Raw genomic sequence first — 14,825 nt, 5'->3', positions numbered from 1 at the left:
GCACCCGCTTGAGGATTAATTCGCCAGTATTTCGCGTGACAGGAAGGCAGCAAGCTTATGAATCCCCGGGAGCTTACATAAGTAAGTGACCGGGGTGATTAAGCGAAGCCAACACACCTGTAGCGCGAAAGACGCTGCGAATTTTAGATCTTACCGACCAGATCTAAAGAAGGAGCTAAAGTCGCTTCACCTTCTTTCCACTTAGCCGGGCAAACTTCACCTGGGTGAGAAGCTACGTACTGAGCAGCTTTGATTTTACGCAGCAGGTCAGACGCATCACGGCCGATACCTTCAGCGGTAACTTCGATTGCCTGGATAATACCCTGCGGGTCGACAACGAAGGTTGCACGATCTGCCAGACCTTCATCTTCACGCATATTCTCGAAGTTACGGGTCAGGGCGCCAGTCGGGTCACCGATCATCGCGTATTTGATTTTCGCGATGGTATCAGAGCTACCGTGCCATGCTTTGTGAGTAAAATGAGTGTCAGTAGAAACGGAGTACACATCGACACCCAGCTTCTGCAGCTCTTCGTAATGGTCCGCAACGTCGCCTAATTCAGTCGGGCATACGAAGGTGAAGTCAGCCGGGTAGAAGAAAAAGACGCTCCAGCGGCCTTCGGTATCTTTCTCGGTAACTTCGATGAATTCACCGTTTTTGAACGCCTGGTTTTTAAAAGGTTTGATTTTGGTATTAATTAAGGACATCTATACTTCCTCCGTGTTTTCGTTGAGGTCTAAGTTAACGAATTTTTCCTGACTCGACCAATGCGTTTGCATTATCAAATCAATAAGCGTTATCTAACAACCGGAACAAGACAACTTTGTGAACCTATCAACGCGATCGCAGCCTTACGCCGCTTTTCACATCATATGTTGCTGAAAAGTAAAAAGGCCGCCCAATCAGGCGGCCCCGTTACCTGAAATACCCGCAGGTAGATTCAGCGCCAGGCTGACTGGCTATGTGTTGCGCTCTACACCTTAATGTAACAGCATAGGGATTACATCACCCGCTGGCTTAAAGGGCAATCTACCCAGCTCCAGGTCCTACCTATGGCTGCAATAGGTTTTACCACTATACTTACTCTACCCATTGATTTAACAAGGAATGATCATGTTAAAACGTCTGTTTTTCCTCAGCCTTTTACCCTTATGCAGCTATGCCGAGGATCTTCCCGCCCCCGTAAAAGCAATTGAAAAACAGGGTATTACCATCATTAAGTCCTTTGAAGCGCCTGGCGGAGTAAAAGGTTGGTTAGGAAAATATCAGGATATGGGCGTCGCCATCTATCTGACGCCTGATGGCAAACACGCTATTTCAGGCTATATGTATGATGAGAAGGGTACCAACCTCAGCGAACAGTTATTTCAGAAAGAGCTTTATACACCTGCAGGCCAGGTGATGTGGAAAAAGCTGGAGGGAGCCAGCTGGCTTCTTGACGGCAAAAAAGAGGCTCCCATTGTCCTGTACGTCTTTGCTGACCCGTTTTGTCCCTACTGCAAACAATTCTGGCAACAGGCTCGTCCGTGGGTAGACGAAGGAAAAGTTCAGTTGCGCACCCTCTTAGTCGGTGTCATCAAACCTGAAAGCCCAGCCGCGGCGGCAGCGATTCTTGCCAGCAAAGATCCGGCGAAGACCTGGCATGACTATGAGCAATCCGGCGGTAAAATGCGGCTGGATGTGCCAACGTCCATTCAGCCAGAACAAATGAAGGTACTTAATTTCAACCAGCAATTAATGGATGAACTCGGTGCTAACGTGACTCCGGCTATTTACTATATGAATAAAGAAAATACACTTCAGCAAGCGATCGGGCTTCCAGATAAAGAAAAACTACAGATTATGATGGGTGCAAAGTAAGCGTTCTTAAACTAACGCATTCTCCCTGGTTTGCCAGTACACAAAAGGATCTGGCGGAATGCGTTTCCGTGGTATATATTTAGATAAACTTAATGCAATACTTAGTTTTAAATAATAAAAAAATGAATAATCACACAGTGAATATCATGCAGGTACATAATAATCCTTTTTTTACTCTTGCCAACTTAACAGGACGTTGATAATGGCTAATCTTTACGATCTCAAAAAATTTGACCTTAATCTATTGGTTATTTTCGAATGCATTTACCAGAATTTAAGTATCAGTAAAGCAGCGGAAACGCTCTTTATTACCCCTTCAGCGGTCAGTCAGTCACTACAGCGCCTGCGAAATCAACTTAATGACCCGCTGTTTGTCCGCTCTGGTAAAGGGATAACGCCCACGACGGTAGGCGTTAACCTGCATCATCATCTGGAAAAAAATCTTAATCAGCTCGAACAAACCATCAATATCACCAATCGTTCCGAGTTAAGAAAACGTCTTGTTGTATATGCGCCGCAACTTTTTATTACCCCAAAAACAACAAATCTGATTCATATGTTATTAGATGATTCAAATATTCATGTTGAACACCACGATCTTCTGGCATCGGGGGAATCCGTCGAAAGCTTGCTATCCTACCGTAAAGCCGATCTGATATTCAGTACCTCGTCGCTGTCATCCCGGGCCACGGTATGCAAACCTATTCAGGAACTCGATATTTCGCTTGTTTGCAATGAGAATCATCCGCGAGTAGAGTCGCTAACAACGACTAAAGCCATACTCCAGGAAAGCTTTACGTATTATCTTTCTAATGACCTGGGGGCTAAATCCTTTCAGAGCCAAGCCGCAGGCCTTCTGGCTGATAGAAAAATTTCTTTCAGTAGCGACTCCTATATCGCGATTCTTAATGTTATTCAACAAACTAATTTAATTGGTTTTGTACCAACCTGTATTCTGGAACATATAAGTTTTAATAATAATCTTAAAATTATCGATGCGCCTTTCAAAATCCCAACAATCATGATTTACATGCTCTACAATCGCGTTAACCTTGACGATCCTAACTTCATGAAATTCATCAATGATTGTGAGAAAAATAATATTTTTGCATGATTAATGATAATTCATCAATCATGTGAATAAAAACTAATATCTTGATTAAGAAAGAAATATAATGTAACTACACAGTATCTTTGATATCAAAGGAATAATGGCTGTGTCTTTTATAAAACTTCCATTACCAGAATCCGTTCTGCAAGCCAGTCAGCAGCGAATAAAGTGGGTAATGGAAAACTTCTCTCGCATTTGCGTCTCCTTTTCCGGCGGAAAAGACTCCACAACCATGCTGCACCTCACCGCGCAGCATGCTCGTCAAACGGGTAAAAAGATTTGCGTTCTATTTATTGATTGGGAAGCGCAATTTTCCTGTACCATTGACCACTGTGAAAAGATGCGCGAAGAGTATCACGACGTTATAGAACAGTTTTTTTGGGTAGCCCTCCCTTTAACCACCCAAAACTCTCTTACCCAATACAATCCTGAATGGCAATGCTGGGAACCCGGCGCTCCCTGGGTGCGTCAACCGCCAGCGGATGCCATAACCGATCCAGGCTATTTCCCGTTTTATCAACCCGGAATGAGCTTTGAAGCCTTCGTCCGTGAGTTCGCCGATTGGTTCTCACAAAACCGCCCCGCCGCGGTTATGGTCGGTATCCGCGCCGATGAATCCCTGAATCGATTTATCACTATCTCTTCTCAACGCAAACTGCGCTTTGCCGACGATAAACCCTGGACCACCTCCGCACCGGGCGGTCATGCATGGTATATCTACCCCATCTACGACTGGAAAACTGCCGATATCTGGACCTGGTTTGGCAAAAGCGGCCTTGCCTACAACCCGCTCTATAACCTGATGTACCAGGCGGGCGTCCCATTACGCTATATGCGGATCTGCGAACCCTTCGGCCCGGAACAGCGCCAGGGTCTTTGGCTTTATCATGTCCTGGAACCAGAACGCTGGGCTGCTATGTGCCAGCGCGTTAGCGGCGTTCACTGCGGCGGAATCTATGCTGGTCACGATAATCAGTTCTACGGCCATCGCAAGCTGGATAAACCAGAACACCATACATGGAAAAGCTACGCCCTGTTTTTACTCGACAGCATGCCGGAGAAAACAGCAGAGCACTATCGCAATAAAATTGCCGTTTATCTCCACTGGTACCAGAAACAGGGAATGATCGATATTCCCGACACCCAGGCGGCGGATATCGGCTCCAAAGACATCCCTTCATGGCGGCGCATCTGCAAGGTGCTATTGAACAATGATTACTGGTGCCGCCAGCTCTCTTTTAGCCCGACTAAAGCTAATCAATATAAACGCTATCGTGAGCGTATGAATAAAAAGCGCCAGCAATGGGGAATACTATGCAACGACAACTGATCCAGGATATTGAACTCTATCTGCAATCACTGAAAGGCGAGGAGGAGAAGATTAATGCGCTTAATGCCTTTCGCCAGATTCTGCATGAATATAGCCCGTTCAAAACGCAGCCCGTTGACTGTGTGCTGTGGGTAAAACAGGAAACCGTTTCGCCTAATGATTACAACCCAAATAATCTTGCGCCACCGGAAAAGCGCTTATTATTCACATCACTGGAAACGGACGGTTTCACTCAACCCATCGTGGTGCTGAAACAGGGACAGGAACACTATTCGATTGTTGATGGTTTTCATCGCCACGAGCTAGCCAACGGCAAAGCGGCGCTGAGAAAACGACTGAAAGGCTACCTCCCCGTCACCTGCCTGGAAAGCAGTACCGCGAAGCGTGATACTCTGATGGCCGCGACCATTCGCCACAATCGGGCGCGCGGGCGTCATCAGATTCATGCCATGTCGGAGATTGTCCAGGAGCTGGCGTATCTCGGCTGGTCTGACGATAAAATAGGCAAAGAGTTAGGAATGGATTCAGACGAAGTACTACGCCTGAAGCAAATTAACGGTCTGGTGGAAATGTTCGGCGACCGTCAATTCTCTCAGGCATGGACCGTTAAATAGCTACAAACGACACAGTCGTTCTGCCGCAGCCAGCAGCGTTGCTGGCTGTTTCGCGAAGCACAGGCGAATCAGCTTATGCGGGAACGGGTTAGCGCAGAATACCGATAACGGGATCGCCGCCACGCCAATTTCTGTGGTTAGCCAGCGGCAAAAACTCACATCATCCAGATCCGAGATTGCGCTGTAGTCCGCCAGCAGGAAATAAGTCCCTTCACAAGGCAGAATTTCAAGACGGCTGGTACGCAGCGCATCAATAAACAGATCCCGGCGCTCGCGGTAAAACTCGGGCAGCTGACGATAGTGCTCCGGTTCGCTGCGCAGCATATCGGCAATCGCCAGTTGAGCAGGCGTATTGACAGCAAACGTCAGATACTGATGCACTTTACGCAGCTCGGCGCTAATGGCGGCAGGCGCCACACAGTAACCCACCTTCCAGCCGGTCATGTGAAAGGTTTTGCCAAATGAAGACACCGCCACCGCCCGTTCGCGCAGTTGTGGATGCGCCAGCACGCTGGCATGTCCTTCGGCGGCAAAGCAGATATGTTCATAAACTTCATCGCTAATCACATAGATTTCACGATCGGCAATCGCCTGCCACAGAGCGGCGAAATCTTCGCGCTGCCACACCGTCGCTGACGGATTGTGCGGGGTATTGAGGATCACCAGCCGGGTTTTGTCGCTAAGCGTTTCGGCGAACTGCTGCCAGTCAACGCGAAAATGCGGGGGCTGGAGAGCAATACGCTTAAGTACGCCGCCCGATAGCTCAATCGCCGGGGCATAGCTATCGTAGCTTGGGTCAAAACAGATAACTTCGTCACCGGTGCGCACCAGCGCGGTAATCGCCGCATACAGCGCTTCTGTCGCCCCGGCGGTCACGGTTACGTCGCTATTGGCATCGGGGCGGTAACCGTACAACTCTTCGGTTTTGTCGACAATAGCTTCGCGCAGCGCCGCCACGCCGATCATCGGAGCATACTGGTTGGCCCCCTGCGCAACATGATACGCCAGCCGCTCCTGCAGGTAGCGCGGGCCGTCAAAATCCGGAAACCCCTGCGACAGGTTAATCGCCTGATGCTGTTGGGCCAGGGCGCTCATTTGGGTAAAAATAGTGGTGCCCAGTGAAGGGAGTTTACTCTCAGGAATCAGTGGCTTATTGCTCATTCTTTTTGTACCGTCTGTGATGCTGTTGTTGAAGCCACTATAACACGATGCTAATATTTGGCAATCAAGACGCTTAGACGTCTAAATGATAATGTTATTTCGCTTATGATTGAAATGCAGCTATCAACACAACGCCACCGTCAGCACGACCCACCGCTCACTCTGGAGAACTCATGATCCGCGCTATCGTGACCGATATTGAAGGCACCACCAGCGACATTCGCTTCGTCCATAACGTCCTGTTTCCCTACGCCCGCGAACGGCTGACCGGTTTTGTTACCGCTCAGCAGTTTGTTGAACCGGTAAAGACCATCCTTGATAACCTGCGCGAAGAGATAGCCCAGCCAGGAGCCAGCACCGAGCAGCTTATTGGTACGCTGTTCGCCTTTATGGATGAAGACCGCAAGTCCACTGCCCTCAAGGCGCTACAGGGCATTATCTGGCGCGAAGGGTATGTAAATGGCGACTTCACCGGGCATCTTTATCCGGACGTTCTTCCGGCACTGGAAAAATGGAAGTCTCAGGGTATTGATCTCTATGTATATTCCTCAGGCTCCGTTGCCGCGCAGAAATTGTTATTTGGCTACAGCGATGAAGGTGATATTACTCATTTGTTCAACGGCTATTTCGATACCCTGGTAGGCGCTAAGCGTGAAGTGCAGTCCTACCGCAATATTGCTGAGCAACTGGGGCACCCTCCCGCCGCGATTCTGTTCCTGTCCGATATCCATCAGGAGCTGGATGCCGCAGAAGAGGCCGGTTTCCGTACCGTACAACTGGTGCGTGGTGACCGTGACCCGGCCAGCCATCATCCGCAAGTTCAGCGTTTTGACGATATTCATCCGAAGCAGATCCCAGCATGAGCGCATTAACCATTTTTTCCGTGAAAGACCCGCAAACCCCGCTCTGGCACAGCACCAACGCCGAAGAGATCCAGCAGCAGCTCAACGCTAAAGGCGTACGTTTTGAGCGCTGGCAGGCCGACCGTGATTTAGGCGCTGCGCCAACATCAGAAACGGTCATTGCCGCTTATCAACATGCGATTGATAAGCTGGTAGCAGAGAAGGGTTACCAGAGCTGGGACGTTATCAGCCTGCGCGCGGATAACCCGCAGAAAGATGCGTTGCGGGAAAAATTCCTCAATGAACATACTCATGGAGAAGACGAAGTGCGCTTCTTCGTCGAAGGTGCCGGTCTGTTCTGCCTGCATATTGGCGACGAGGTGTTTCAGGTCTTGTGCGAAAAGAACGATTTGATTTCCGTCCCTGCGCACACGCCGCACTGGTTTGACATGGGGTCAGAGCCGAACTTCACCGCGATCCGCATTTTCGATAACCCGGAAGGCTGGATCGCCCAGTTTACCGGTGACGATATCGCCAGCGCCTACCCGCGGCTGGCATAACGCCAGAATTTATATTCGTGCTGTTTCCCGGAGGCAGCGCCTGAGGCGCTTTGTCCGGGCTCCCCACCCCGTAGGCCGGGCAAGGCGCCGCCCGGCAATTCCCGGCGCCTAAGCCCGAATAAACCTTGGCGGATCGAAAGCGGTCACCGGCGGCAGCGCCTCGCGCCACGGTTCAATTTCCACCCAGCAGCTTTGGGCGCTACAGCCCTGCCCCAGCCGCGAGCTTCCGCGATCTTCAGTTAACACGTTAGGATTACCGTGCTTATCCAGCGAACCCTTTTCATTTGGATCCAGCGGATCGTACCAGGCGCCGGTCGACATCTGCACCACGCCTGGCAAAATCTGCTCGCTAAGATGCACCCCGGCCAGAATCGCCCCACGGGTGTTATAAACCTTCACCACGCTGCCTTCGCTAATATCCCTCGCCTGCGCATCCAGCGGATGCATCCACAGCGGCTCGCGCCCCTGAATTTTTGTCGCCCGGCTTACGCTACCGTGATCGTACTGACTATGTAACCGGGTACGTGGCTGGCTGGAGAGCAGATGCAGCGGCCAGCGAGCGGCTTCCTGCCGTTGCCAGGCCGCCTCCTGTTCATCCCACCACGGATGACCTGGGCATTCACGATAGCCAAATCCGGCGATGGTTTCTGAAAAGAGTTCAATTTTCCCGGACGGCGTCGAGAGCGGATAGCGCTGCGGATCGGCGCGAAAATCCGCCAGAAATATCTGCGGTTTTTCAGGCGCGCTATATTCCAGCACCCCTTGCTGCCAGAACGCCTCGAACGACGGCAGCTCAATTCCCTCTTCCCGGGCGCGTGGTCGCGACTCTTCATAGATTTTCCGCAGCCACTGCCCGGCATCGCGCCCTTCGCTAAAACGCTCACCGCAGCCCAGCCTTTCAGCAAGGTCGCAGAAGATGGCGTAATCATCGCGCGCTTCGCCCACCGGCGGGATCTGCGCACTCATGGCAATCATAAAGCCGTCGTGGCCGCCGCTGCCGATATCTTCCCGCTCAAGCGAGGTGGTGACCGGCAGAACGATATCGGAGAATTTGGCCTGCGCGGTCCAGTACTGTTCATGTACCACGACGGTTTCCGGCCGCCGCCAGGCTTCACACAGACGGTTGATATCCTGGTGATGATGAAACGCATTGCCGCCCGCCCAGTAAACCAGGCGAATATCAGGGTAATGCAGATGCTGGCCGTCAAACTCATAGGCTTCGCCCGGATGCAGCAGCATATCCGAGAGCCGCGCTACCGGGATCACGCTGTTCACCGCATTTTTTCCGGCAGGAAGCCGCGGGCCGGAAAACGCTTTACGTGCCGCTCCCGCCAGATTAGTACAGGCATAGCCAAACCCCAGGCCGCCGCCCGGCGTACCAATTTGTCCCAGCAGCGCGGTGAGCGCTACCGTTGCCCAGTAAGCCTGCTCGCCCTGGCGCGCCCGCTGAATCGACCAGGAAATATTCACCATCGTGTGCTTGCTGGCCATCTCACGCGCCAGCGCAACAATCTGCGGAGCGTCAATGCCGGTTATCGCCGCCGCCCACTCCGGCGTTTTCGCAACGCCGTCACTCTCCCCCATCAGGTAGGCGCGATAAGCGGCAAATCCCACCGTATGGCTGGCGACAAAGCCGCTGTCGTACAGGGATTCGTCAATCAGAACGTAACAGAGCGCCAGCAGCAGCGCGGTATCGGTCCCCGGACGAACGGCAAGCCACTCGGCGCTCTCCACGGCGCTCAGGTCATTACGCACCGGACTGATATTGACGAAGCGCGTTCCCTGCTCCTGCATCTTCTCCAGCCAGTATTTCAGCATATGGTCGTTGGCGCCGCCGCCGTTGACCTGCGAATTACGCAGCGGCAAGCCGCCAATCGCCACAAACAGCTGACACTCCCGCGCCAGCTCGGAGAAATGGGTGTGCTGACGGTGCAGCGGGCTTAGCGGCCCGAGGATATGCGGCAGAATGCGCTCACCCGCCGCGCTGCTGTAGGTGTTGGTGCTGGCGGTATAGCCGCCGAAGGACTTGAGGAAACGGTGCAGCTGGCTTTGGGCATGGTGAAAACGCCCGGCGCTGGCCCAGCCGTAGGAGCCGCCGAAAATGGCTTCATTGCCGCAGCGCGCTTTGACCGACTTCAGCTCGCGGGCCAGCAGGTCGAGCGCCACCTCCCAGCTCACTTCCACAAACGGCTCTTTGCCGCGCCCCTCTCGCGAAGCCGGGCCATTTTGCAAGTAACCCGCACGCACCGCCGGACGCCGAATTCGCGTCTTGCTGGTGACCGCATCGGGGAGCGACTGACCGATACGGGAAGGATTTTTATCCCAGGGCACTGGCGTCACCGCATCAATCTTGCCGTCGCGAGCCTGTACTTGCCAGGTTCCCCAGTGCATCACGGTCAGATTATGTTGTTTTCTCATATTGCTTGTTTTCTTCTCACCCAATAAAGGTCGCCATAATAAAGCGCGCGAATCTTGGGAATAAAATACATATCACCATACAATCTGCTATAGAGAAAGGATTCCCTACGTAGAATAGCTATGAGTTATTCCGGAATGCGATATATTACAGCGACAGAATAATTTTAATTAAACAACAGTATTTATTTGAACAAATAAGACTTGCAAGCAAATTAAACCCACAAAATAAAAATGGATAAAATCGCATCATGAAATATTTTCAGGTTACAGATGACAAATTTACGTTTTCCTCAGGCAAATCTGCGATATAACATTGTTGATATAACTTAGACATATTTTGTATTTGAGGTTGTGTAGTTGTTATTGTCATGCTACTGCTTCGCAGCCACCTCCATCACAGGACCATAATAAGAATGTCGCAGAAAATGAAATTATTGCCCATCGCGCTGGGCCTGCTCTCGCTCGCCTCCGTTAACGCCCTGGCGGCCGATGCCTTATCGCTTCAGGGGAAAACTATCGGCGTCGCCGTTGTCGGTACCCAGCACTTCTGGGATCGTGAAGCCTATAAAGGTGCGACCGAAGAGGTAGAGAAACTCGGTGGTAAAGTAATCGGCGTCGACGGTGGCCGTGACAACCAGGTTCATGCCAATAACCACGATATTTTACTGTCGCGTAAAGTCGATGCGGTAATTAGCATTCTGGGCGATAGCGCCGTTGAGCCTAAATTCAAAGCGCTGCGCGATGCGGGTATTCCGGTATTTACCGTTGACCACGTTTCAAAATACTCCGTCAATAACACCACCTCCGATAACTACACATTAGGCTCGACCATTGGTCGTTATATGGCCGATGAGCTAGGTGGCAAAGGCAACGTTGCAGTATTTAACGCCTTCTCCAGCTCCCTGCGTATTTGCGGCATTCGTTATGACCAGTGGAAATATGTCCTTAAGGATTACCCGGATATTCATATTATTCAACCAGAGCTGGCGGAACAGTTTGCCAACTCTCCGGAAGATGCGCGTAAGAAAACCCTCGAACTGCTGAGCCAATATCCAAAAGGTAAGCTCGACGCCATCCATGTTGCCTGCTGGGATCAGCCCGCTATCGGTATTGTCCAGGCGCTGGAAGAGACCGGTCGCGATAAAGACGTCAAAGTCACCGCCATCGATGCCGGCCCGGAAACGCTGGAAATCATGGCCGAGCCGGGCAGCCCGTTCGTTGCCAACGTCGCTCAGCAGCCGCATCTGATCGGCCAGACTTCCGCCGATAACGTCGCCCGCTACTTCGACAAGCAGAAATTGCCGGTACAAACCTTTATCCCTGTCGTCCCGGTGAAAGGCCCGCAGGAAGCGAAAGCGGTCTACAAACAGCTGGGATATGGCGAACTGCAGTGATCACTCAATCCTCCGGCGGGGCTAATCCCGCCGCTGGTCTGGCGATGAACCAGATCAGCAAAAGCTTCGCCAACGTGACTGCATTAAATGCGGTCACGCTGCTTCTGAACCCTGGCGAAATTCACGGCCTGATCGGCGAGAACGGCGCGGGAAAATCGACGCTAATTAAAATCCTTGCGGGCGTCTATCAGGCCGATAGCGGCAACGCCACGCTCGACGGCGCGCCTCTGCCGCTCGGCAATCCGGCGGCTATCGAAGCGCTGGGCATTCGCGTCATTCACCAGGAGCTCAACCTGATCCCGCACTTTACCGTCGCGGAATCGGTGTTCCTCGGCCAGGAGTACCGCACCCGCTGGGGCGCGCTGGACCGGCGGCGGATGAATGCCGCGACCGAGGCATTTTTCCGCGACAGCTGGCAGCTGGAAATCAATCCGCGCCGCCTGATCCGCGATCTCAGCCTCGCCGAACGCAAGCTGGTACAAATCGCCCGAGCGCTGATCGATGGTGCGGCAAAGCTGGTGGTATTTGACGAACCCACCGCGCCGCTGGAAGCGCAGGAAGCCAGCCTGGTCTCCTCAGCCATCTTGCGCCTTCGCGAGCAAGGGATCGCGATTCTTTATATTTCCCACTATCTCAACGAAATCGCCGCCCTTTGCGATTGCGGTACGGTGCTGCGTAACGGCGAGGTTGTCGGCTACCCCGACCGTGAACTTCTGCAAAATACCGATGCGCTAATCAAAATGATGGTCGGACGCGATATCGAACAGCTCTATACCCCGCGTCAGAGCAGCGCTCAGGAAGTCGATACCGCCGCACCGGTGCTGTCGGTTCGCCATCTCAGCGACGGCACGCAATTAAACGATATTAGCTTTGATATTCAGCCCGGCGAGATCGTCGGCGTGGCGGGTCTGCTTGGCGCAGGGCGCGACGTACTGGTCGATCTACTTTACGGGCTGCGCCGCGCCCGCAGCGGCACGATTAGCATCGACGGCGAAGCCGAAGCGACTGCGCACGCCCTATCAGGCCACCCGCGCCGGGCTGGCGCTGGTCCCGCGCGACCGTCGCCATCAGGGGCTGATTCTCCCCTTCTCTACCGCCGACAATATTAACCTTGCCTCGCTGCCGGATACCGCCACCTTCGGCTGGGAACACCGAGGGCGAGCACTGGAAAAAGCGCGCAGCTGGATTGAACAGCTCTCCATCCGCCCCGGTCGCCCGGAGCTGCCGGTGCGCTTTATGAGCGGCGGCAACCAGCAAAAGGCGATTCTCGCCCGCTGGCTGGGTACAGACGCGCGGCTATTTATTCTTGATGAACCCACGCTCGGGGTCGATATCGGCGCACGCAGCGATATTTATCAGCGCACCCGCGAACTGGCGGATCGCGGTCGCGGCGTGCTGGTCTCTTCCAGCGACGCGCCGGAACTGCTGGGCCTTTGCGACCGCATTCTGGTGATGTGGCGCGGCGAGCTGGTGGCCAATCTTCCGACCCAGGGGCTGACGCTGGACGCGCTACTGGTGACGATCAACGGTGGACAGGAACAACAGGTATGAGTGCAGCTATCCAGCGCCGCCCCCTTGCGGGCATAACGACGCTAATCGAAAAATTTCCCCTGATTCTTTTTTTCGCGCTGCTGGTCTGGCTCAGCCTCCAGTCGCCGTTTTTTTTAAGCTGGCAAAATATCAGCATGATGCTGGTGCAGAGCGTGCCGCTGGCGATCCTCTGCTTCGGCCTTGTCTGCGTGATTGCCGTCGGCGGCGATGATGTGGTCTCCGGCGGCATCGACCTGTCCCTGCCCGCTATCGCGGTGCTCGGCGTGGCGCTGCTGAGCCTCGGCATGGCGGAGTGGAATACCTCATATTTGCTGCTGTTTTTACTGCTGATTGCCGTCAGCCTGGCCTGCGGCGCGGTCAACGCCACCCTGGTGCTGGCGGCGGGCCTGCCGCCGCTGCTGGCAACCCTGTCAACCTCCGTCGCCTTCACCGGGCTGACCGACCTGCTGACCGGGCAGCGGCGCATCGCGGTAAACGATCCGCTGATGGTGGCCTTTCGCGATAACGACCTGTTCGGTATTCCCTGGCCGCTTATCTATCTGCTGGCGGTCTTTGCGCTGTTTCAGTTTCTGCTCCATAACTCCCGCTTTGGCCAGCATTTACAGGCGGTCGGCGGCAACCGCGATATGGCGCAGATGAGCGGACTCAACGTGCGCCGTTTGACTATCATCGTCTGGCTGCTGGCGGGGATCGCCGCCGGTCTGGCGATTATGCCGCTGCTCAGCCAGGGTTCCGGCAGCTCCAGCGGTACGGCAACGCCGTTGTTGCTGGAAACCGTCCTCGCCACCTTTATCGGCGCGGCGTTCTCGCGGCGTCGCGTAGTCACCATCTGGGGCGCGCTGCTCGGGGCGGTGCTGGTCAACGCGCTCTCTAACGGGCTCGGCCTGCTGGGGGTGAACATTTTCTGGATGGGCGCGATTAAAGGCGGCCTGATCCTCGTGGTGCTGGCGGCTTCGGCGGTCAGACATAAAGGAGGCAACTGATGAGCCAGTTGACGCTCAAGACCCCATCAACGGGGCAAACCGGCAGCAGTCCGCTGGCGTGGCTGTCGCGGGCAGGATTCGGCGTGATTACTCTGCTGGCGATTGCCCTGTTCGGCTGGGCAAATCCGGTTTTTTTGACCTTCGATAACTGGGCGAACCTGCTGCAGGGCAGCGCCATCCTGCTGATTGTGGCGATGGCGATGACCCTTATCGTCAGCGCCGGAGCGATTGACCTCTCCGTCGGCGTAGCGCTTGATTTCGGCGCCGCCTTTGCGCTGGTAGCGCTGAAAACCTGGCACCTGCCGTGGCAGGCTGCGGTCGGCTGCGCGCTGCTCGGCGGGGTGATAATCGGCCTGCTGAACGCCTTCCTGATCCTTATTTGCCAGATTCGTCCGTTCCTTGCCACCCTCGGCACCTGGTTTATCGCCAGCAGCGCCGAGCGCATCTATACCGACGGCGGCGGCTCTATCTCTTATCGCCGGATGGCACCGGAATATCACGATCTGGCGGTCGGCAATATCGCCGGAATTCCAACGCCAGTGGTCATTGTTCTGGTGCTGTGGCTGGCGGCCTGGCTGATTACCGAACGTACGCTGTTCGGCAAATACGTTCGCGCTATCGGTCAGAACGGCGAAGCGGCGCGTATCGCCGGAATTCGCGACCGTCGCACCATGTTGTGGGTGCTGGTGGCGGCCTCCGCCCTGTGCGCCGTCGGCGGCGTTATCCTTTCCGCTAACCTGCGCCAGTTTACGCCGCTGGCCGGTCAGGCCTATCTGATGGACGCTATCGCTGCGGTATTTATCGGTACCGCCTTCAACCGGTTGGGCCGGGTCAGCATCGCCGGAACCCTCGGTGGGGTGCTGTTCCTCGCGATTATTGATAACGGCCTGAACCTGATGGGGCTTAACTACCTGGTGAAAGATGCGCTGGTTGGCGTGATTCTGGTCGTCGCGCTGGCCCTCTCCTTCTGGCAGGCGCGCCTGCGTCAAACCCATCGTTAA

At 54.0% G+C, this 14,825-nt stretch carries 12 protein-coding genes and 1 pseudogene; 10 read left to right on the top strand and 3 right to left on the bottom strand.

What is annotated here, in order from left to right:
- Nucleotides 1–143 precede the first annotated feature (143 nt).
- Nucleotides 144–707 (bottom strand): alkyl hydroperoxide reductase subunit C, encoded by a 564-nt coding sequence (ahpC, locus tag QVF11_RS22305; RefSeq protein WP_052284784.1) that lies wholly within the window; start codon nt 705–707, stop codon nt 144–146.
- A gap of 406 nt (nt 708–1,113) precedes the next feature.
- Between ahpC and dsbG the strand changes: the two genes are divergently transcribed.
- From dsbG to QVF11_RS22285, 4 genes are all read left to right on the top strand, one after another.
- Nucleotides 1,114–1,860 carry a thiol:disulfide interchange protein DsbG gene (gene dsbG / locus QVF11_RS22300; RefSeq protein WP_287859283.1) on the top strand — a complete coding sequence of 249 codons (747 nt, stop codon included), beginning with the start codon at nt 1,114–1,116 and terminating at the stop codon, nt 1,858–1,860.
- A gap of 202 nt (nt 1,861–2,062) precedes the next feature.
- Nucleotides 2,063–2,974 carry a DNA-binding transcriptional repressor CitR gene (citR, locus tag QVF11_RS22295; protein ID WP_287859281.1) on the top strand — a complete coding sequence of 304 codons (912 nt, stop codon included), beginning with the start codon at nt 2,063–2,065 and terminating at the stop codon, nt 2,972–2,974.
- Between the two features lie 103 nt (nt 2,975–3,077).
- Entirely contained in the window at nt 3,078–4,301 is a 1,224-nt protein-coding gene (locus tag QVF11_RS22290; RefSeq protein ID WP_112214590.1) for a phosphoadenosine phosphosulfate reductase, read from the top strand.
- The gene (locus QVF11_RS22285; protein ID WP_287859278.1) at nt 4,286–4,915 is read left to right on the top strand and encodes an IbrB-like domain-containing protein; all 630 of its coding nucleotides are present in this window, start codon (nt 4,286–4,288) and stop codon (nt 4,913–4,915) included. The genes QVF11_RS22290 and QVF11_RS22285 overlap by 16 nt, the downstream gene beginning before the upstream one ends.
- On the opposite strand, the gene QVF11_RS22280 is transcribed toward QVF11_RS22285, so the two are convergent.
- A complete protein-coding gene (locus QVF11_RS22280; RefSeq protein ID WP_287859418.1) occupies nt 4,916–6,061 on the bottom strand; it encodes a pyridoxal phosphate-dependent aminotransferase in 1,146 nt (381 codons plus the stop codon). It lies immediately after the preceding gene.
- Between the two features lie 188 nt (nt 6,062–6,249).
- Between QVF11_RS22280 and mtnC the strand changes: the two genes are divergently transcribed.
- Together mtnC and QVF11_RS22270 are read left to right on the top strand one after the other, a co-directional pair.
- Nucleotides 6,250–6,939 (top strand): acireductone synthase, encoded by a 690-nt coding sequence (gene mtnC, locus QVF11_RS22275; protein WP_287859276.1) that lies wholly within the window; start codon nt 6,250–6,252, stop codon nt 6,937–6,939.
- On the top strand, nt 6,936–7,478 hold the full coding sequence (locus QVF11_RS22270) for a 1,2-dihydroxy-3-keto-5-methylthiopentene dioxygenase (protein WP_139538640.1): 543 nt from the start codon (nt 6,936–6,938) through the stop codon (nt 7,476–7,478). Before mtnC ends, QVF11_RS22270 begins: the two co-directional genes overlap by 4 nt.
- A 108-nt stretch (nt 7,479–7,586) precedes the next feature.
- On the opposite strand, the gene QVF11_RS22265 is transcribed toward QVF11_RS22270, so the two are convergent.
- Nucleotides 7,587–9,896, bottom strand: a complete 2,310-nt coding sequence (locus QVF11_RS22265) for a molybdopterin-dependent oxidoreductase (RefSeq protein ID WP_287859273.1) — start codon at nt 9,894–9,896, stop codon at nt 7,587–7,589.
- A gap of 413 nt (nt 9,897–10,309) precedes the next feature.
- Here QVF11_RS22265 and QVF11_RS22260 point away from each other — a divergent pair, with 413 nt between their 5' ends.
- The 4 genes and pseudogenes from QVF11_RS22260 (at nt 10,310) to QVF11_RS22245 (ending at nt 14,825) form a co-directional block, all read left to right on the top strand.
- Complete coding sequence (locus QVF11_RS22260; protein ID WP_110273311.1) at nt 10,310–11,290, top strand: sugar ABC transporter substrate-binding protein; 981 nt, start codon at nt 10,310–10,312, stop codon at nt 11,288–11,290.
- A gap of 44 nt (nt 11,291–11,334) precedes the next feature.
- A pseudogene (locus tag QVF11_RS22255) lies at nt 11,335–12,841 on the top strand (sugar ABC transporter ATP-binding protein).
- Entirely contained in the window at nt 12,838–13,824 is a 987-nt protein-coding gene (locus QVF11_RS22250) for an ABC transporter permease (protein WP_287859271.1), read from the top strand. The pseudogene QVF11_RS22255 and the gene QVF11_RS22250 overlap by 4 nt, the downstream one beginning before the upstream one ends.
- Nucleotides 13,824–14,825, top strand: a complete 1,002-nt coding sequence (locus QVF11_RS22245) for an ABC transporter permease (protein ID WP_112214543.1) — start codon at nt 13,824–13,826, stop codon at nt 14,823–14,825. The genes QVF11_RS22250 and QVF11_RS22245 overlap by 1 nt, the downstream gene beginning before the upstream one ends.

Origin of the sequence: Klebsiella sp., from assembly GCF_027492335.1 — a bacterium.
GTDB lineage: Bacteria > Pseudomonadota > Gammaproteobacteria > Enterobacterales > Enterobacteriaceae > Klebsiella > Klebsiella huaxiensis.
This window is presented reverse-complemented; position numbering and strand designations above follow the sequence as displayed.